Origin of the sequence: Leclercia sp. EC_58, assembly GCF_019584355.1 — a bacterium.
Classification (GTDB): domain Bacteria; phylum Pseudomonadota; class Gammaproteobacteria; order Enterobacterales; family Enterobacteriaceae; genus Enterobacter.
This window is the reverse complement of sequence record NZ_VDAM01000001.1, coordinates 4,130,950-4,149,092: the sequence shown is the minus strand read 5'-3', so window position 1 is coordinate 4,149,092 and position 18,143 is coordinate 4,130,950. Positions and strand designations below refer to the sequence as shown.

Annotated in this window: 18 protein-coding genes; 12 read left to right on the top strand and 6 right to left on the bottom strand. The window is 55.7% G+C overall.

What is annotated here, in order from left to right; translation table 11 throughout:
• Window positions 1-97: 97 nt before the first annotated feature.
• The 7 genes from FHC51_RS20275 to mglC all read left to right on the top strand — a co-directional run bounded on the left by FHC51_RS20275 (window position 98) and on the right by mglC (window position 8,278).
• Window positions 98-1,231: a YbfB/YjiJ family MFS transporter gene (locus FHC51_RS20275; protein ID WP_220436454.1), complete on the top strand. Its 1,134-nt coding sequence runs from the start codon at window positions 98-100 to the stop codon at window positions 1,229-1,231.
• A 117-nt stretch (window positions 1,232-1,348) separates the two neighbouring features.
• Window positions 1,349-2,017, top strand: a complete 669-nt coding sequence (gene folE, locus FHC51_RS20270) for a GTP cyclohydrolase I FolE (protein WP_103180331.1) — start codon at window positions 1,349-1,351, stop codon at window positions 2,015-2,017.
• A 17-nt stretch (window positions 2,018-2,034) separates the two neighbouring features.
• Entirely contained in the window at window positions 2,035-3,192 is a 1,158-nt protein-coding gene (yeiB, locus tag FHC51_RS20265; RefSeq protein WP_220436453.1) for a DUF418 domain-containing protein YeiB, read from the top strand.
• Window positions 3,193-3,347: 155 nt separating this feature from the next.
• Window positions 3,348-4,370, top strand: a complete 1,023-nt coding sequence (galS, locus tag FHC51_RS20260) for an HTH-type transcriptional regulator GalS (RefSeq protein ID WP_156239380.1) — start codon at window positions 3,348-3,350, stop codon at window positions 4,368-4,370.
• A gap of 291 nt (window positions 4,371-4,661) precedes the next feature.
• On the top strand, window positions 4,662-5,660 hold the full coding sequence (gene mglB, locus FHC51_RS20255; protein ID WP_103825019.1) for a galactose/glucose ABC transporter substrate-binding protein MglB: 999 nt from the start codon (window positions 4,662-4,664) through the stop codon (window positions 5,658-5,660).
• Window positions 5,661-5,731: 71 nt separating this feature from the next.
• Window positions 5,732-7,252, top strand: coding sequence for a galactose/methyl galactoside ABC transporter ATP-binding protein MglA (gene mglA / locus FHC51_RS20250; RefSeq protein WP_220436452.1), 1,521 nt, complete (start codon window positions 5,732-5,734; stop codon window positions 7,250-7,252).
• Window positions 7,253-7,267: 15 nt separating this feature from the next.
• A complete protein-coding gene (gene mglC / locus FHC51_RS20245) occupies window positions 7,268-8,278 on the top strand; it encodes a galactose/methyl galactoside ABC transporter permease MglC (RefSeq protein ID WP_103180322.1) in 1,011 nt (336 codons plus the stop codon).
• 568 nt (window positions 8,279-8,846) lie between these two features.
• On the opposite strand, the gene sanA is transcribed toward mglC, so the two are convergent.
• From sanA to FHC51_RS20225, 4 genes are all read right to left on the bottom strand, one after another.
• Window positions 8,847-9,560, bottom strand: coding sequence for an outer membrane permeability protein SanA (gene sanA, locus FHC51_RS20240; protein WP_103180320.1), 714 nt, complete (start codon window positions 9,558-9,560; stop codon window positions 8,847-8,849).
• Between the two features lie 128 nt (window positions 9,561-9,688).
• The gene (gene cdd / locus FHC51_RS20235; protein WP_220436451.1) at window positions 9,689-10,573 is read right to left on the bottom strand and encodes a cytidine deaminase; all 885 of its coding nucleotides are present in this window, start codon (window positions 10,571-10,573) and stop codon (window positions 9,689-9,691) included.
• A gap of 128 nt (window positions 10,574-10,701) precedes the next feature.
• Complete coding sequence (locus FHC51_RS20230) at window positions 10,702-11,397, bottom strand: CidB/LrgB family autolysis modulator (protein WP_103825023.1); 696 nt, start codon at window positions 11,395-11,397, stop codon at window positions 10,702-10,704.
• Window positions 11,394-11,792 carry a CidA/LrgA family protein gene (locus FHC51_RS20225; protein WP_156239374.1) on the bottom strand — a complete coding sequence of 133 codons (399 nt, stop codon included), beginning with the start codon at window positions 11,790-11,792 and terminating at the stop codon, window positions 11,394-11,396. Before FHC51_RS20225 ends, FHC51_RS20230 begins: the two co-directional genes overlap by 4 nt.
• Window positions 11,793-12,025: 233 nt before the next feature.
• On the opposite strand from FHC51_RS20225, the gene dusC reads away from it, so the two are divergent.
• The 3 genes from dusC to FHC51_RS20210 all read left to right on the top strand — a co-directional run bounded on the left by dusC (window position 12,026) and on the right by FHC51_RS20210 (window position 15,401).
• A complete protein-coding gene (gene dusC / locus FHC51_RS20220; protein WP_114386100.1) occupies window positions 12,026-12,958 on the top strand; it encodes a tRNA dihydrouridine(16) synthase DusC in 933 nt (310 codons plus the stop codon).
• A 198-nt stretch (window positions 12,959-13,156) separates the two neighbouring features.
• Entirely contained in the window at window positions 13,157-14,575 is a 1,419-nt protein-coding gene (mdtQ, locus tag FHC51_RS20215) for a multidrug resistance outer membrane protein MdtQ (RefSeq protein WP_220436450.1), read from the top strand.
• 52 nt (window positions 14,576-14,627) lie between these two features.
• Entirely contained in the window at window positions 14,628-15,401 is a 774-nt protein-coding gene (locus tag FHC51_RS20210; protein WP_114314438.1) for an SDR family oxidoreductase, read from the top strand.
• 3 nt (window positions 15,402-15,404) lie between these two features.
• Here FHC51_RS20210 and FHC51_RS20205 read toward each other — a convergent pair whose 3' ends face one another.
• Window positions 15,405-15,965: a DedA family protein gene (locus FHC51_RS20205; protein ID WP_103825026.1), complete on the bottom strand. Its 561-nt coding sequence runs from the start codon at window positions 15,963-15,965 to the stop codon at window positions 15,405-15,407.
• Between the two features lie 24 nt (window positions 15,966-15,989).
• Window positions 15,990-16,256, bottom strand: a complete 267-nt coding sequence (locus tag FHC51_RS20200; protein WP_220436449.1) for a hypothetical protein — start codon at window positions 16,254-16,256, stop codon at window positions 15,990-15,992.
• 150 nt (window positions 16,257-16,406) lie between these two features.
• Between FHC51_RS20200 and FHC51_RS20195 the strand changes: the two genes are divergently transcribed.
• Window positions 16,407-16,994: a Yip1 family protein gene (locus FHC51_RS20195; RefSeq protein WP_220436448.1), complete on the top strand. Its 588-nt coding sequence runs from the start codon at window positions 16,407-16,409 to the stop codon at window positions 16,992-16,994.
• Window positions 16,995-17,161: 167 nt separating this feature from the next.
• Window positions 17,162-18,082, top strand: a complete 921-nt coding sequence (gene pbpG, locus FHC51_RS20190; protein WP_103825028.1) for a D-alanyl-D-alanine endopeptidase — start codon at window positions 17,162-17,164, stop codon at window positions 18,080-18,082.
• Window positions 18,083-18,143: the final 61 nt, after the last annotated feature.

The window sequence follows — 18,143 nt, the reverse complement described above, 5'->3', positions numbered from 1 at the left end:
ATACAGATTATTCAGTAACGTGTGAGCAACTTTCACTTCCGCATTTGCCTCATATCCTGCATCATGAATTTACGAAACTTTAACAATCGGGGTGGTCATGGCGCTGCGTATCGCGCTCAGCGGATTTGTGGTTCTGGTGGTGGCGATGGGAATAGGGCGCTTTGCCTTTACTCCTCAGGTGCCGCTGATGATTTCGGCGGGCGAGCTCACCCTGACCAGCGCCGGGCTGGTGGCGGCGATGAACTATCTCGGCTATCTGGCGGGAGCATGGGATGCCATGCGCGCGCACCGCTTCGTTGAAGGACGTTTATGGCTGGGGATCGGGGGAGCAGTGGCGCTGACGCTGCTCTCCGCCGTGGCGGATAATGCGGTGATCCACGGGCTGCTGCGCTTTGTGATAGGTTGCATGAGCGGCTGGTCGATGGTGCTGATTGCCGCCTGGACCAACGAACGGCTGGCCCATTTTGGCAAGCCGGGCCTGAGTGCCGCGGTGTTTGCCGGGCCGGGGGCGGGGATCGCCTTAAGCGGCCTGCTGGCGGTCTGGATCCAGGCGCAGGCGCTCTCCGCCAGCGCTGCCTGGCAAATCTACGGCCTGCTGGCGCTGGTGCTCGTCGCGCTGGTGGCCCGCTACCTGCCGCGTGCCGGGCAGCTGCATCGTCCGGGCACCACGCCAGAGCCGCTGACGCTAACCCGCAATCTGCGTCGTCTGGTCTGGAGCTACAGCCTCGCCGGGTTTGGCTACATCCTCCCGGCGACGTTTCTGTCGCAGATGGCGGCGCTGCGCTTTCCCGGCAGCGCCTTTGCCCAGTTTGTCTGGCCGGTTTTTGGTGTCGCCTCGATGGTGGGCATTGCCTTCAGTATCGCCCTGCGCCACGTCGCGTCGACCCATCGTCGGCTGGCGATCGTGCTCTGGTTGCAGGCGGTAGGGGTGATTGCCGCCTGGCTGATGCCGGGGATGGCCGGTCTGGTGACCGGTGCGCTGCTGGTTGGCGGCGGATTTTTATGTGCGGTGCAGCTCTCGTTGCTCTATGGGCGTGAACTGGCACCGAATCATACGCGTTACATGGCCGGGTTACTGACGACCGGCTATGCCATCGGGCAGCTGATTGGCCCGGTGACCTCGGCACTGTCGAGCTGGCTTACCCATCAGCTTGAGCCTGCGCTGGGCCTTGCCGGTATCGCATTGTTTGTTGCGGGCGGACTGGTCTGGCAGCGTCAGGTTGAAAGGTAACGACAATTAGAATAATTATCGCGGTGAATACTGGATTATGCTCGCCGCCTCGCGCACAATGAGTGCACATTTTGCCCCACGGAGGGCAGAAGAGCGCCACACCTGCAGGAGAAAAGAATGTCATCAATGAGTAAAGAAGCTGCCCTCGTCCATGAAGCGCTGGTAGCACACGGCCTTGAAACGCCGCTGCGCCCACCGGTTCAGGAGATGGACAACGAAACACGTAAAAGTCTTATTTCCGGGCACATGACCGAAATCATGCAGCTGCTCAATCTCGATCTGAGTGATGACAGTCTGATGGAGACGCCGCGTCGCATCGCCAAAATGTATGTCGATGAGATTTTCTCCGGGCTTGATTACGCCAATTTCCCGAAAATTACCGTCATTGAAAACAAAATGAAGGTCGATGAGATGGTGACGGTGCGCGATATCACCCTGACCAGCACCTGCGAACATCATTTTGTGACCATCGACGGTAAAGCGACCGTGGCCTATATCCCGAAAGACGCGGTGATTGGCCTGTCCAAAATCAACCGTATCGTGCAGTTCTTTGCCCAGCGTCCACAGGTGCAGGAGCGTTTAACCCAGCAGATCCTCATCGCGCTGCAAACGCTGCTTGGCACCAACAACGTGGCGGTATCGATTGATGCGGTACATTACTGCGTGAAAGCGCGCGGCATTCGTGATGCGACCAGCGCCACCACCACCACCTCGCTGGGCGGCCTGTTCAAATCGAGCCAGAATACCCGCCAGGAGTTCCTGCGCGCCGTCCGTCACGTTAGCTAATCGTCAGGGCAGGGTACATGGAAAGAAATGTCACGCTGGATTTCGTTCGTGGCGTCGCTATTCTGGGTATTCTGCTTCTGAATATAAGCGCCTTCGGTTTGCCGAAGGCCGCTTACCTCAATCCCGCCTGGTATGGCGATATCACTCTTCGCGACGCCTGGACATGGGCGGTGCTGGATCTCTTTGCCCAGGTCAAATTCCTTACCCTGTTTGCGCTGCTGTTTGGCGCAGGTCTTCAGCTGTTACTGAAACGCGGTAAACGCTGGATCCAGGCCCGGCTCTCTCTGCTGGTGCTGTTCGGATTTCTTCATGGGCTGCTGTTCTGGGATGGCGATATTCTGCTGGCCTATGGGCTGGTAGGGCTGATCTGCTGGCGCATCATCCGCGACGCACATGATGTCAAAAATCTCTTCAATACCGGCGTGGTGCTGTTTCTAATCGGCGTGGCTATATTGCTGCTGCTGGGGGTTATCTCCGGCGGCTCGACCAACCGCTCCTGGGTGCCGGATGCGGCGAACCTGCAATATGAGCAGTACTGGAAGCTGGGCGGCGGACTGGAAGCCATCAGCAACCGGGCGGATATGATCGGTAACAGCTTACTGGCGCTCGGCGCACAGTATGGCTGGCAGCTGGCGGGGATGATGCTGATTGGTGCCGCGCTGATGCGTACCGGCTGGCTGAAGGGCGAGTTCAGCCCGCGCCACTATCGCCATACCGGGATGTGGCTGGTGCTGGTGGGGCTGGCAATCAATCTTCCGGCGGTAATCGCCCAGTGGTATCTGCACTGGGATTATCGCTGGTGTGCATTCCTGTTGCAGGCGCCGCGTGAGCTGAGCGCGCCGTTTCAGACGATTGGCTATGCCGCGCTCATCTACGGTTACTGGCCACAGCTCTGCCGTTTCCGGCTGGTGACGGCGGTGGCCTGCGTGGGGCGCATGGCGCTCAGCAACTATATTTTACAGACGCTAATCTGTACCACCCTGTTCTATCAGCTTGGCTTATTTATGAAGTTCGACCGGCTACAGCTGCTGGGCATTGTCCTGCCGGTGTGGCTGGTTAATATTCTTTTCTCTGTCCTCTGGATGCGCCATTTCCGTCAGGGACCGCTGGAATGGGTATGGCGACAATTGACCATACGTGCGTCAGGCGTTTCATCAAGCCATACATCCGGATAACGATCTGGATCACAATCATTAACAAAACGGATGTAACCGTTTTCATCCTTGTGACCTTCTTCACGTAGTCCTCGCCTTGTCGCTGCCAGAATAGACACCTTGCTAAACACAGGGGGTGTCTGTGAGTCGCTGCAATCTAAATAAGGGTGGTGAATATGATCACCATTCGTGACGTCGCGCGTCAGGCGGGCGTTTCTGTCGCCACCGTTTCCCGGGTTCTCAACAATAGCGCATTGGTCAGCCCGGAGACGCGTGAATGCGTGATGAAAGCCGTCACGGCGCTAGGCTACCGGCCTAATGCGAACGCCCAGGCGCTGGCGACCCAGGTCAGCGATACCATCGGCGTGGTGGTGATGGACGTGTCAGATGCCTTCTTCGGTGCCCTGGTAAAAGCCGTCGATATGGTGGCCCAGGAGCACCAGAAAAACGTGCTGATCGGCAACAGCTATCACGAGGCGGAGAAGGAGCGTAACGCCATTGAGGTGTTGATTCGCCAGCGCTGTAACGCCCTGATCGTCCATTCAAAAGCCCTGAGCGACGAGGAGCTTTCTGCCCTCATGGAGCAGATCCCCGGCATGGTGCTCATTAACCGCATCGTTCCCGGCTACGCCCACCGCTGCGTCTGCCTTGATAACGTCAGCGGAGCGATGATGGCCACGCGGATGCTGATGAACAACGGGCATCAGCGCATCGGCTATCTGGCCTCCAGCCACCGCATTGAGGACGATGATATGCGCCGCGAAGGCTGGCAGAAAGCGTTGCTGGAACAGGGTATTACCGGATCAGACAGCTGGATCGGCACCGGTGCGCCGGACATGCAGGGTGGGGAAGCGGCGATGGTGGAGCTGCTCGGGCGCAATCTGCAGCTGACCGCGGTTTTTGCCTACAACGACAGCATGGCGGCGGGCGCACTCACGGCGCTGAAAGACAATGGCATTGCGGTGCCACAGCATCTGTCATTGATTGGTTTTGATGATATCCCGATTGCCCGTTACACGGACCCGCAGCTGACCACAGTCCGCTACCCCATCGCCTCCATGGCCCGGTTGGCCACGGAGCTGGCGTTACAGGGGGCCGCCGGGAAGCTGGATATCAATGCAACACACTGTTTCATGCCAACTTTAGTGCGTCGCCACTCCGTTGCCATTCGGCAAACTGTGGTGCCGATCACTAACTAATAATTCGCCGTGATGTAACCGTTTTCAATTTGTGAGTAAATTCACAGTAACTTAACAATGCGCTGTCTATGATGTCAGCGTTTTAGCAACTGAAACGCTATGTAACGGTGATTAATCACTTTGGCTATAGCTAAGGTTCGTTAAACATCCAAAAAAACGCATTCTGGAGCGTTACCGACCAAGGAAGATAGAAATTTTATAAGTGGACTTCGGCCGGCAGTAACGTTTCTTTAACATGTGCCCGCCGAGCCTTATTCACACGAACTACCCTGCATAAAAATCGGAGATATCATGAATAAGAAGGTGTTGACTCTGTCTGCTGTTATGGCAAGCATGCTTTTCGGTGCCGCCGCGCACGCTGCAGATAGCCGTATTGGTGTGACTATCTATAAGTATGACGACAACTTCATGTCCGTTGTGCGTAAGGCAATCGAGAAAGAGGGTACTGGCGCACCAGACGTACAGCTGCTGATGAACGACTCCCAGAATGACCAGTCCAAACAGAACGACCAGATCGACGTTCTGCTGGCGAAAGGCGTAAAAGCTCTGGCAATCAACCTGGTTGACCCGGCAGCAGCAGGCACCGTTATTGAAAAAGCACGCGGCCAGAACGTGCCGATTGTGTTCTTCAACAAAGAACCTTCCCGCAAAGCGCTGGATAGCTACGACAAAGCCTTCTACGTCGGTACCGACTCCAAAGAATCCGGCATTATTCAGGGCGACCTGATTGCCAAACACTGGGCCGCTAACCCGAACTGGGATCTGAACAAAGATGGTCAGGTACAGTTCGTACTGCTGAAAGGCGAGCCAGGCCACCCGGACGCTGAAGCACGTACCACCTACGTTATCAAAGAGCTGAACGACAAGGGTCTGAAAACCCAGCAGCTGGCTTTAGATACCGCAATGTGGGATACCGCTCAGGCGAAAGACAAGATGGACGCATGGCTGTCCGGCCCGAACGCGAACAAAATTGAAGTGGTTATCGCGAACAACGACGCGATGGCAATGGGTGCGGTAGAAGCTCTGAAAGCACACAACAAATCCTCTATCCCGGTATTTGGTGTGGACGCCCTGCCTGAAGCGCTGGCACTGGTTAAATCTGGCGCAATGGCCGGTACCGTACTGAACGATGCCAACAACCAGGCGAAAGCCACCTTCGATCTGGCGAAAAACCTGGCAGAAGGCAAAGGCGCTGCTGACGGTACTAACTGGAAAATTGACAACAAAGTTGTTCGTGTACCGTACGTTGGCGTAGATCAGGAAAACCTGGCGCAGTTCACCGGTAAATAAGTTATAGCATTCCACTGGGCGCAGTTTCTGCGCCCTTTTATCACGCGACGCGAGGCCGAGAAGGTATAATTATGGTCAGCACAACGACTCAGTCGTCCGGTGAATACTTGTTGGAAATGAGCGGTATCAACAAGTCTTTTCCCGGTGTTAAAGCACTGGATAATGTTAATTTAAAAGTACGGCCTCACTCCATTCACGCCTTAATGGGTGAAAACGGTGCGGGTAAATCAACATTATTGAAATGCTTATTTGGGATCTATCAAAAAGATTCTGGCAGCATTCTTTTTCAGGGAAAAGAGATCGATTTCCATTCCGCCAAAGAGGCACTGGAAAACGGTATTTCGATGGTTCACCAGGAACTAAACCTGGTACTTCAGCGTTCTGTTATGGACAATATGTGGCTGGGTCGTTATCCGACCAAAGGCGTATTTGTCGATCAGGACAAAATGTATCGCGACACTAAAGCTATTTTTGATGAACTGGATATTGATATCGATCCGCGTGCGCGCGTCGGTACGTTGTCTGTTTCACAAATGCAGATGATCGAAATCGCCAAGGCCTTCTCCTATAACGCCAAAATCGTGATTATGGATGAGCCTACCTCTTCATTAACGGAGAAAGAGGTGAACCACCTGTTCACCATTATCCGTAAACTGAAAGAGCGCGGTTGCGGCATCGTTTATATCTCTCACAAAATGGAAGAGATCTTCCAGCTGTGTGATGAAATCACCGTGCTTCGCGACGGGCAGTGGATCGCCACCCAGTCGCTGGAAGGGCTGGACATGGACAAGATCATCGCCATGATGGTTGGCCGTTCCCTGAACCAGCGCTTCCCGAAAAAAGAGAACAAGCCGGGCGAAGTGATTCTGGAAGTGCGCAACCTGACTTCACTGCGTCAGCCTTCCATTCGCGATGTTTCCTTCGATCTGCATAAAGGGGAGATCCTCGGGATTGCCGGTCTGGTGGGCGCCAAGCGTACCGATATCGTCGAAACGCTGTTTGGCATCCGCGAGAAATCTGGCGGCACCATTACTCTGCACGGTAAAAAGATTAATAACCATAACGCCAACGAAGCCATTAACCACGGCTTTGCGCTGGTGACCGAAGAGCGTCGCTCGACCGGTATTTATGCCTATCTGGATATTAACTTTAACTCCTTAATTTCTAATATCCATAATTATAAAAATAAAATCGGTTTGTTGGATAATTCCCGTATGAAGAGCGATACCCAGTGGGTTATTGACTCCATGCGCGTAAAAACCCCAGGACACCGCACGCAAATTGGCTCGCTTTCCGGTGGTAACCAGCAAAAGGTTATTATTGGACGCTGGTTGTTAACCCAGCCTGAAATTCTGATGCTGGATGAACCAACCCGTGGTATCGACGTTGGTGCAAAATTTGAAATTTATCAGCTGATTGCTGAATTAGCTAAGAAAGATAAAGGGATTATTATTATTTCTTCCGAAATGCCGGAATTGTTAGGGATCACAGATCGTATTCTGGTTATGAGCAATGGTCTCGTTGCCGGAATTGTTGACACCAAAACGACAACGCAAAACGAAATTTTGCGTCTTGCGTCTTTGCACCTTTAAGATCAGGGGCTCCTCATGAGTGCGTTAAATAAGAAAAGTTTTCTTACTTATCTGAAAGAAGGCGGTATTTACGTTGTTCTTTTAGTCTTACTGGCCATTATTATTTTCCAGGATCCGACTTTCTTAAGTCTGCTGAACTTAAGTAACATTCTGACCCAGTCTTCGGTGCGTATTATTATCGCCCTCGGCGTGGCAGGTCTTATTGTCACCCAGGGGACTGACCTGTCAGCCGGCCGTCAGGTTGGTCTGGCGGCGGTTGTTGCGGCAACGCTTCTGCAGTCGATGGAAAACGCCAACAAGGTCTTCCCGGAAATGGCAACCATGCCCATTTTCCTGGTGATCCTGATTGTCTGTGCCATTGGCGCGGTCATCGGTCTGATTAACGGCATCATCATTGCGTACCTGAACGTAACGCCGTTCATCACCACCCTGGGTACGATGATCATCGTTTACGGTATCAACTCCCTGTACTACGACTTTGTGGGCGCATCACCGATTTCCGGTTTCGACAGTGGATTCTCGACCTTTACGCAGGGCTTTATCGCGATGGGCAGCTTCCGCCTCTCCTACATCACCTTCTACGCGCTGATTGCCGTGGCGTTCGTCTGGGTGCTGTGGAACAAAACCCGCTTCGGTAAGAACATCTTCGCTATCGGGGGTAACCCGGAAGCGGCAAAAGTCTCTGGTGTTAACGTGGCGCTGAACCTGCTGGTTATCTATGCCCTGTCTGGCGTGTTCTATGCGTTCGGTGGTTTGCTGGAAGCGGGCCGTATCGGTTCTGCCACCAACAACCTCGGCTTTATGTATGAGCTGGATGCGATTGCCGCGTGCGTCGTGGGTGGCGTGTCGTTCAGTGGTGGTGTGGGTACCGTGCTGGGTGTGGTCACCGGTGTGATCATCTTCACCGTTATCAACTACGGTCTGACCTATATCGGCGTCAACCCGTACTGGCAGTACATTATCAAGGGCGCGATCATTATCTTCGCCGTTGCGCTGGACTCCCTGAAGTACGCGCGTAAGAAGTAAGATAGCTGCTAATAAAAAACCCGCCTTGTGCGGGTTTTTTTATGTCCAGGAAATTGGCTCCCTCTCCCTGTAGGAGAGGGCAGGGGGGAGGGGAAACATAGGGCATCGGTGGTGGTTCCGTTCACCTTACTTTCCTTGCTTCTCTGATGCATCCGAACCGGTGAACGTGCCAGGGTGGCTCAATCGCCACCACCCTGGCAACCCCGGCTCCCGGCAAGAAAATCGCCGCTTCGCGGGTTGTTCGCCCCATCCCTGGGGCTTACCCCTTCGGGGCCAGCGCAAGCGCTGTCCAAAATTGCTCCCGGCAATTTTGTCCTCAGCTTATTCCTTCAGGCTTTCGGGTCGGGCACCAGCCTGCATCCCTGCAGGCTATGCCCTCTCGGCGCGTCCATGCGCCTCGCCCCGGCCTTACGGAAACGCTTCGGCGATTTTCAGCCGGACCAGGCAGCCGCTGTAAGCCTTTTATTTCCCTTTGAATTTCTTCATCGCTGAATTTGGTTTTTGGTTTTTGTTTTTTGGTTCTTGGTTTTGTAGGCCGGGTAAGGCGAAGCCGCCACCCGGCGGGGGGTTACTTCTTCTTCTGCATCTCAAGCAGCTGTTCTGGCGTGACCGCCGGATAACCTTGGGCATCAGCCGGAACTTCTGTCATCGTCGGGATTGGCACCAGCGGGCCTAAGAAGCGTGGTTCGCGTTTGAAGATGTAGAGATCCGCCAGCGCCCCCAGGCGTGCGCCAAACTCGCGTACCCGCACGGTGAGCATATCTTTTGGTGAGGGGACGGCGTAGCACTGGGCCTGAATGCCCATATGCAGGGCGATAAACAGCGCGCGTTCGCAGTGGAAGCGTTGCGTGATGATGATGAAATCGTTGGTATCAAACACCTTACGGGTGCGAACAATCGAATCGAGGGTCCTGAAACCGGCGTAGTCGAGCACGATATCGGCTGGATCAACCCCTGCGGCAATCAAATCCTTACGCATGGTGACCGGCTCGTTATAGCTCTGGAGCGCATTGTCACCACTCAGTAGCAGGTAGTTGACCTTGCCACTGTTATAGGCGTTGAGCGCTCCCTGAATGCGGTAACGGTAATACTGGTTGATCACCCCGGTGCGGTAATACTTGGCGGTGCCCAGCACCACGCCGACCTGCCGGTAGGGCAGATCCTGAAGGTCATCAAAGATATAAGGAGCCGTTTTCCAGCTCATCCAGCGGTCGAGGCCCAGCGCAGTCAACAGCACGATGCCGATCAGGACAACCAGGCTGTAAAACACGCGCTTTAACATACAGATGACTCTTACCAAAGGTGAAATTTCACTCAGGCTACTTTACCCGTCTGGTAAGCGCAAGAAAGGGCGATTTAATTGAGGGGATTTTCATCAGTTGTGCGGGCATGGCTGCCCGCATCATACGCTTAGCCCAGCAGGACACGATCAATGTTGCTACAACCCAGCGCACGCAGCGTGGCCGCAGTGGCATCCCACTGGATCAGCGGCGCATCGGCCTTTTCCGCCAGAATGGCGCGCTGGATATCCGGGTAGTCGTAGCCGTTAAGGCTGAGCAGGTTCAGCGCACCCTGTAACGGCGGCAGCGTCGGGTTAAAGGCAGCGTTTTCAGCATAGCTGCCGGTAAAGATTCGCCCGTCACGACACTCCAGCGCCACGCCGCTTGGCGCGTTGCTGTATGGCGCGTGTGCTTTATTGGCGGCAAGAATAGCAGCCTGGGTCAGTTCATCGCCGCTCACGCCATAACCGTGGCCCTGCTCGTCCATCAGCAGCGATTTGATCTCAAGATCTTTCGGTCCGAAGGCATCGGGCAGGTAATCCGCCAGCGTATGCTGGGCGCGGCCCGGCAGGTTGATGCGCAGCTGTAAACCACTGTTAAGCTCGTTCATAAACTGACGGCAGTGGCCGCACGGGGTGTAGTTGACGGTGATCGCCTGCAGGGATTTTTCACCGCGCAGCCAGGCGTGGCTGATGGCGCTCTGTTCCGCATGCACGGTTTGCTGCATGGTGGCGCCGAGAAACTCCATATTGCCACCGAAGTACCAGGTGCCGCTCACGCCGCGGGCAATGGCGCCGACGTTGAAATGGGAAAGGTCAGCGCGGGCGCAGGCCGCCGCCAGCGGCAGAAGCGCAAAGGCCAGCGCGTCATCATCAAGATCCGTGGCACGTTTCAGTGCGGCGACCTGTTCAGCCGTCAGCAGGGCGGGGAAGTGTGCATCCGCCAGAACCGGGGCCAGGGCTGACTGCAAATTCTCTGCTAGCTCGGCAAAAGCTGATTGAAAACGTGGATGCATGGCGTTGCCTCATAAAGGTTAATGGATCGGTAGTGTACGGAGCCGCTGGGGCTTTATATGTGACTTAGATCTCATTATGTGTGCAACTTATGAAACTCAGATTAAAAATGCGCGACGCGTCGCAAATTTTAGCCCACCACCGCCAGAATGATCGGGAACAGGAAAGGGGCAATCAGCGAGGTCAAAATCCCGCAGATCACCAGCGCCAGCGAACTGAAGGCACCTTCCTGGTAATCCAGCTCCGCACAGCGGGCAGTGCCGAGGGCGTGTGAGGCGGTGCCCATCGCCAGCCCACGGGCAGATTTGGTGCGAATGCGCATGGCGTTCAGCAGCGTATGGCCTAATACCGCACCCAGAATACCGACATAAATGACGCACACGGCGCTGATCGCCGGAATGCCGCCGAGGCTGCCGCCCACCGCCATGGCAATCGGGGTGGTGACCGATTTAGGCAGAATGGAGGCGGCAATTTCCGGTGTTGCCCCCATCAGCAACGCCACCGAGGTGCCGGTGATCATCGCCACCACGCTACCCACCAGGCAGATGGTAATGATCGACTTCCAGCGGGCGCGGATCTGGTGCAGTTGTTCATACAGCGGAAACGCCAGCGCGACCACCGCAGGTTGCAGCAGATCGTTGAGGACTTTGCTGCCCTGGAAATAGTGATCGTAAGGGATGCCGGTTAATAGCAGGAAAGGGATGATCACGACCATCGCCACCAGCAGGGGATTAAGCAGCGGGAACTTCAGGCGCACCGCCAGCTTGCGGGCGGCGAAGAAGACTGCCACGGTAAGCGGCAGCGACCACCAGATATTAGCCATCATTTTTTCTGTCCTTTCTGTCCAATCACTTTACGCTCCCCGTGTGCCAGATGGGTGCTCCAGCTCACCACTAAAAACACCACCAGCGTACTGATGGTACAGGAGACGAAGATCGGGCCAAACTGCGCGCTCAGCAGATCGTAATACTGCATCACGCCCACGCCGATGGGGACGAACAGAAGGGCCATATAGCGGATCAGGACCGAGCAGCCTGGCTTGACCCAGTTTGCCGGAAGGATTTGCAGCGCAAGCAGCACAAACAGGATCAGCATGCCAATAATACTGCCGGGAATGGTGATCGGCAGCAGGGAGGCGAGAAAGATACCTGCATAGAGGCAGGCATAAATAAGGATGAAGGCGCGCAGGTATTGCCAGATAACGATCAGTGTTTTATTCATGGTGGAAGCCCTTAATGGAACGCATTCATCATACAATTAAAACCGGAAACGTGCTACGGATCACATCATGACTTTTGAGCATACCAGACATTCCCATTCGGAACCTCGGGCATTCCCCCAGCCAGAAGGGTAAAAACATTATAAATCAGCCCGGTTCCATGAGCCCTTAAACAGGGCTTCCCACCATTACACAGAGCAGATACCATAGCGCCTCTTTTTTTACGGATACTGATATGCGTGTATTACTGGCACCGATGGAAGGCGTGCTCGATTCGCTGGTGCGCGAGCTGCTGACTGACGTTAACGATTATGATCTCTGCATCACCGAGTTCTTACGGGTGGTGGATATGTTGTTGCCGGTAAAATCGTTTTACAGACTCTGTCCGGAGCTGCATCGCCAGAGCCGCACCCCCTCCGGTACGCTGGTGCGCGTCCAGCTACTGGGACAATACCCCGAGTGGCTGGCAGAAAACGCCGCGCGTGCCGTCGAGCTGGGCTCCTGGGGCGTGGATCTGAACTGCGGCTGTCCGTCAAAGATGGTTAACGGCAGCGGCGGCGGCGCCACGCTCCTGAAAGATCCCGAGCTTATCTACCGTGGCGCAAAAGCGATGCGCGAGGCGGTGCCCTCGCATCTGCCAGTGACGGTGAAGGTACGCCTCGGCTGGGACAGCGGCGACAGGCAGTTTGAAATTGCCGACGCCGTACAGCAGGCGGGGGCGACCGAGCTGGTGGTTCACGGACGCACCAAAGAAGATGGTTACAAAGCCGAACGCATTAACTGGCAGGCCATCGGCGAGATCCGTAAACGGCTGACCATCCCGGTGGTCGCTAACGGTGAAATCTGGGATCGCGAGAGCGCGCTGGCCTGCATGGCCGCAACCGGCTGCGATGCCATCATGATTGGGCGCGGGGCGCTCAACGTTCCTAATCTCAGCCGGGTGATTAAATATGACGAGCCGCGCATGCCGTGGGCGGATGTCGTCACGCTGCTGAAGAAATATTCCCGCCTCGAAAAGCAGGGCGACACCGGCCTGTATCACGTGGCGCGTATCAAGCAGTGGCTAAGCTATCTGCGCAAAGAGTATGACGAAGCCCTGGCGCTGTTTCAGGAGATCCGTACTCTGCAAACCTCGGCGGATATTGCCCGGGTGATTCAGGCGAAATAGCAGTACGGCAAGCATCACGCTTTTTGCGGGGCGCATTGTGGCGCCGAACGACACGGTCAACGTGTGCAAACGGGATGCGTATCCGGGTTTTTACTGGATATGTAAAGGTATGACAAATTGTGGATTGCCACCGATTCCTAAACAAAGGAGGCGAAGCGGGCGTATTTTGCCCACCTTCTTTTTTAGGTGAATAACGTCATGAATCGTTCGATTTTTTATTTCTGCTGCTTGCCTCTCTCCCTGCTTCTTGTTGCCTGCGCCCCGGGCCACGATACCGCAACCTCACTGAATCAACAGATCCCCGCCGCGAAAATCGATACCGGCCTGGCTGCCGGAGAGTGGCCAAAAGAGAGCTGGTGGGAAGATTTTCACGATCCAGAATTAAATACGCTGATTAACAAAGCCCTGGCCGATGCGCCGGATATGACCCTTGCCCGTCAGCGCATCGCCCTTGCCGAAGCGCAGGCCAAAATGGCAATGGCTGCCGATGGCCCGCAGGTTAATTTCTCAGCCGACGCAGAGCGCCAGAAAATGTCAGCCGAAGGGCTGATGGGCCCCTTCGCGATAACCGATCCGGCGGCCGGAACCACCGGCCCCTGGTATACCAACGGCACCTTTGGCCTGACCGCCGGCTGGGATCTGGATCTGTGGGGTAAAAACCGCGCCCAGGTTGAAGCCCGCATCGGGAAGGTCAACGCACAACAGGCGGAGCTGCAGCAGACCCGTCAACTGCTTGCCAGCAGCGTGGCGCGTCTTTACTGGGACTGGCAAACCCAGGCGGCCATCGGGCATCTCTTAGCCGCCATCAAACAGGAGCAGCTCAATATTATCGGTACCGACCGGGAGCTGTACCAGCATGGCATCACCTCTTCTGTGGAAGGGGTGGAAACCGACATTAACGCCAGTAAAACCGATGAGCACCTGGCGGAGGTGAAGGGAAAAATGAAAGCCATTGAGGCGCGTCTGGCGGCGCTTACCAACTCCCCAACGGTGACGCTGACCCCGCACGCCTTGCCCACTGTGGAGAGCAACCTGCCGTCGACCCTGGGCTATGAATTACTGGCTCGCCGCCCTGATTTACAGGAGGCGCACTGGTATATCGAAGCCTCCCTGCATGAGGTGGATGCGGCGAAAGCGGCCTTCTATCCCGACGTGAACCTGATGGCCTTCCTGCAACAGGATGCGCTGCACTTAAGCGATCTGTTCCGCTCCTCGGCGCAGCAGATGGGCGTCACCGCCGGCCTGACCCTGCCCATTTTTGACAGCGGTCGCCTGAATGCGAATCTTGATATTGCCCAGGCGCAAAGCAATCTGTCGATTGCTCACTACAACAAAGCGGTGGTGGAGGCGGTCAATCAGGTGACCCGCTGCGCAAGCAACGTTGAAACGCTGATGGAGAAAAATAAACATCAGCAGCGCGTGGAAGCCGATGCGGCTCGGGTAGTGGCTCTGGCGCAGGCGCGTTTCAACGCCGGGATTATCGCAGGCTCGCGCGTCAGCGAGGCCAGAATCCCCGCCCTGCAGGAACAACTCGCCGGGCTGACGCTGCAGGGACAGTACATCGATGCCACCCTGCAACTCACCTCCGCGCTGGGTGGCGGCTATAAGCACGGGTGAAAAGTGAGAAGTCACTATACTTACTTCTTTGTCTTCTATTCTGGAGGTGAGTATGGGTTCAACCAATCGTGTGGCTATTGTAACGGCATCAGATTCGGGGATCGGCAAAACCACAGCGCTGATGCTGGCGGAGCGTGGGTTTGATATCGGCGTCACCTGGCACTCGGATGAGGAAGGGGCGATGAAAACCTGCCGCGAGATCGAGGCGCGCGGGCGGCGGGCAGAGGCCATCCATCTGGATCTGAGCCAGTTGCCGGACGGGGCGAAAGCCATCGAGACGCTGATTGAACGTTTCGGCCGACTTGATGTGCTGGTCAATAACGCCGGGGCGATGACCAAAGCGCCGTTTCTTGAGATGGAATATGACCAGTGGCGATCCATTTTTAGCGTCGATGTGGATGGGGCATTTCTCTGTTCGCAGATCGCCGCCCGGCAGATGGTAAAGCAGGGGGAGGGGGGACGTATCGTCAATATCACCTCGGTGCATGAACATACGCCACTGCCGGAGGCTAGCGCTTACACCTCAGCCAAACACGCCCTCGGCGGCCTGACCAAGTCGATGGCGATGGAGCTGGTTCACCATAACATTCTGGTGAACGCCGTGGCGCCGGGCGCCATTGCCACCCCGATGAATGACATGGACGACAGCGAAGTGAAGCCCGGCTCTATGCCCAACATTCCACTGGCAAGGCCGGGGCATACCAAAGAGATTGCCAGCCTGGTCGCCTGGCTATGTGACACCGACGCCAGCTACGCCACCGGACAGTCATTTATCGTCGATGGCGGCTTTATGCTGGGCAATCCGCAGTTTAAACCGGAGCAGTAACCCTTAGCTGCGATCCCGGCGTTTCAGCCACCAGCGCACCACGAAAACCAGCACCAGCACCACAATCAGCCAGATCCAGTGGCGCAGGTGCTGGTCCAGCGCGTGCAGCCAGGGCTCCAGCACTTCACCGCCCACGTAGCCTAAGGTGGTGAAAATCAGCGCCCAGATGATGGCGCCCACAATGTTCAGCGGCAGGAAAATTTTCGGCGGCAGGCGACTGGCCCCGATCAGCAGCGGGCCGATGATGCGAAAACCGTACATAAAGCGGGTGCCGATCACGAAAAGGTAAGGGTGGCGCTGGATCAGCTGCTGGGCGCGGTTGATTTTCTTCTGATGGCGGGAAAAGCGCCGCAGGATCGCCGGACCAAACCGGACGCCAAGCAGATAGAGTAGCTGATCGCCGATCATGCCCCCCAGCGCTACCGCGGCCACGACCAGTGGAAAACGCAGCAGCCCCTGATGCGCCGCCACACCCCCCAGCAGAGTGATAGTTTCCCCTTCCGCTATGCTGCCAACGACCAGCGCGGCATAGCCATACTGTGCAATCAAAGTATTAATATCCATACGCTAAGCGTAGCGCAGGAAACGTTAACGCATGAACAACCAGCTGATGAAACCTAAAACAGGAACGATCAGACCAAAAAACAGGGCACCTGTCGCCCAGGCAAACGGCGCTACCTCTTCTTCTTTTTTGATATCGGCAAAGCGCGCCAGCGCATGCGGACCGTCAGGGGCAGTCACCTCTTCAAACTGCTTTTTATATCCCTGTTCAACCAGCATTTTTGCACCCTGCAGGTCGGACTTATCCAGCGCAGCGATTTGCTTTCCTTTCTGGAAAAAAATGAATTCTGCCATCAGAGATTCTCTCCCGTAAGCTGCTGTTTAGCAGGGAGTAATATACCAGACGCCCAAACCTGCCGCTGCATTTTTATACTGTACAAAAAATAATCTCAGGCCTGCATTATACTTGAGTTATCGCTAGCGGGCCGACAACAAGGGGGCGTTATGAACCATGTCTGGGGACTCTTTTCCCATCCCGATCGTGAAATGCACGTGATCAGAAGCGAAAACGAAACGGTCAGTCATCACTATACCCACCATGTGTTGCTGATGGCCGCCGTACCGGTGATTTGCGCGTTCATCGGTACCACGCAAATTGGCTGGGATTTTGACGACGGCAACATTGTAAAACTTTCGTGGACAACCGGCCTGGCGCTGGCAGTGGTCTTTTACGCCCTGATGCTGGCCGGGGTGGCAGTGATGGGGCGGGTGATTTACTGGATGGCGCGCCGCTATCCGCAGCGTCCTTCCCTGACGCGCTGTATGGTGTTTGCCGGTTATGTGGCGACGCCGCTGTTCCTGAGCGGGATTGTGGCACTCTACCCGATAGTCTGGCTGTGCGCGCTGGTGGGGACGCTGGCGCTCTTTTATACCGGCTATCTGCTCTATATCGGTATTCCTACCTTCCTGAATATCAACAAAGAAGAGGGCCGCAGCTTTTCCGGTTCGACTCTCGCCATCGGCGTGCTGTTGCTGGAAGTGCTACTGGCGCTGACGGTTATTCTTTGGGGTTATGGATATCGTCTCTTCTGACGACACTGCATTGCTGGCGTAATTGCCAGCAATGCAGCATCTGTTCACGATTAACTACTGGTAGCAAGGCATCCGGACGGCTATGATGCCTTAGCCAGCCCGTGTTCTCACTTCGGCCCGGGCGGCGTACGTTATTACGTGCGTGAATAATTATCCGAAATCTCACCATGCTGAAATTCCGCGTTTCTTTACTGAGTCTTGCACTGTTGCTGGCCGTGCCAGTGGCGACCCCCGCAATCGCCAAAACTGCCGCTGTGGCTACGGCGACACAGCCGGAGATTGCTTCCGGCAGCGCTATGATCGTCGATCTGAATACCAACAAAGTGATCTATTCCAGCCACCCGAATCTGGTGCGCCCGATCGCGTCGATTACCAAATTAATGACCGCGATGGTGGTGCTGGATGCACGACTGCCGCTGGATGAAAAACTGCGCGTCGACATCAGCCATACGCCAGAGATGAAAGGGATCTACTCCCGCGTGCGCCTGAACAGCGAAATCAGCCGTAAAAATATGCTGCTGCTGGCGCTGATGTCCTCGGAAAACCGCGCCGCGGCAAGCCTGGCGCACCACTATCCCGGTGGTTATGACGCCTTTATCCGGGCGATGAATGCGAAAGCGAAGGCGCTGGGGATGGTTCAGACGCGCTTTGTTGAGCCAACCGGTCTGTCAATTCATAACGTCTCGACGGCGCAGGATCTGACGAGGCTGCTGATCGCCACTAAGCAGTATCCGCTGCTCGGCCAGCTCAGCACCACCCGCGAAGAGATGGCGACCTTCTCGCATCCGGCCTATACCCTGCCGTTTCGTAACACCAACCATCTGGTCTACCGCGATAACTGGAATATCCAGCTGACCAAAACCGGCTTTACCAACGCCGCGGGCCACTGTCTGGTGATGCGTACGGTCTTTAATGGCAAGCCGGTGGCGCTGGTGGTGATGGATGCCTTTGGCAAATATACCCACTTTGCCGACGCCAGCCGTTTGCGGACCTGGATTGAAACCGGAAAAGTCACCCCGGTTCCCGCCGCAGCTCTGAGCTACAAAAAGCAAAAAGCCGCCCAGATGGCGACGGCGCAGAACGATTGAGCCGTGTGTAATCGCCGGGTGGCGCTGCGCTTACCCGGCCTACAAAACCCGTAGGCCCGTG

Bases quoted from the DNA above. Each gene is read 5' to 3' on its own strand.
- FHC51_RS20275 (WP_220436454.1), top strand. From the start codon at position 98: ATGGCGCTGCGTATCGCGCTCAGCGGATTTGTGGTTCTGGTGGTGGCG.
- folE (WP_103180331.1), top strand. From the start codon at position 1,349: ATGTCATCAATGAGTAAAGAAGCTGCCCTCGTCCATGAAGCGCTGGTA.
- yeiB (WP_220436453.1), top strand. From the start codon at position 2,035: ATGGAAAGAAATGTCACGCTGGATTTCGTTCGTGGCGTCGCTATTCTG.
- galS (WP_156239380.1), top strand. From the start codon at position 3,348: ATGATCACCATTCGTGACGTCGCGCGTCAGGCGGGCGTTTCTGTCGCC.
- mglB (WP_103825019.1), top strand. From the start codon at position 4,662: ATGAATAAGAAGGTGTTGACTCTGTCTGCTGTTATGGCAAGCATGCTT.
- mglA (WP_220436452.1), top strand. From the start codon at position 5,732: ATGGTCAGCACAACGACTCAGTCGTCCGGTGAATACTTGTTGGAAATG.
- mglC (WP_103180322.1), top strand. From the start codon at position 7,268: ATGAGTGCGTTAAATAAGAAAAGTTTTCTTACTTATCTGAAAGAAGGC.
- sanA (WP_103180320.1), bottom strand. From the start codon at position 9,560: ATGTTAAAGCGCGTGTTTTACAGCCTGGTTGTCCTGATCGGCATCGTG.
- cdd (WP_220436451.1), bottom strand. From the start codon at position 10,573: ATGCATCCACGTTTTCAATCAGCTTTTGCCGAGCTAGCAGAGAATTTG.
- FHC51_RS20230 (WP_103825023.1), bottom strand. From the start codon at position 11,397: ATGATGGCTAATATCTGGTGGTCGCTGCCGCTTACCGTGGCAGTCTTC.
- FHC51_RS20225 (WP_156239374.1), bottom strand. From the start codon at position 11,792: ATGAATAAAACACTGATCGTTATCTGGCAATACCTGCGCGCCTTCATC.
- dusC (WP_114386100.1), top strand. From the start codon at position 12,026: ATGCGTGTATTACTGGCACCGATGGAAGGCGTGCTCGATTCGCTGGTG.
- mdtQ (WP_220436450.1), top strand. From the start codon at position 13,157: ATGAATCGTTCGATTTTTTATTTCTGCTGCTTGCCTCTCTCCCTGCTT.
- FHC51_RS20210 (WP_114314438.1), top strand. From the start codon at position 14,628: ATGGGTTCAACCAATCGTGTGGCTATTGTAACGGCATCAGATTCGGGG.
- FHC51_RS20205 (WP_103825026.1), bottom strand. From the start codon at position 15,965: ATGGATATTAATACTTTGATTGCACAGTATGGCTATGCCGCGCTGGTC.
- FHC51_RS20200 (WP_220436449.1), bottom strand. From the start codon at position 16,256: ATGGCAGAATTCATTTTTTTCCAGAAAGGAAAGCAAATCGCTGCGCTG.
- FHC51_RS20195 (WP_220436448.1), top strand. From the start codon at position 16,407: ATGAACCATGTCTGGGGACTCTTTTCCCATCCCGATCGTGAAATGCAC.
- pbpG (WP_103825028.1), top strand. From the start codon at position 17,162: ATGCTGAAATTCCGCGTTTCTTTACTGAGTCTTGCACTGTTGCTGGCC.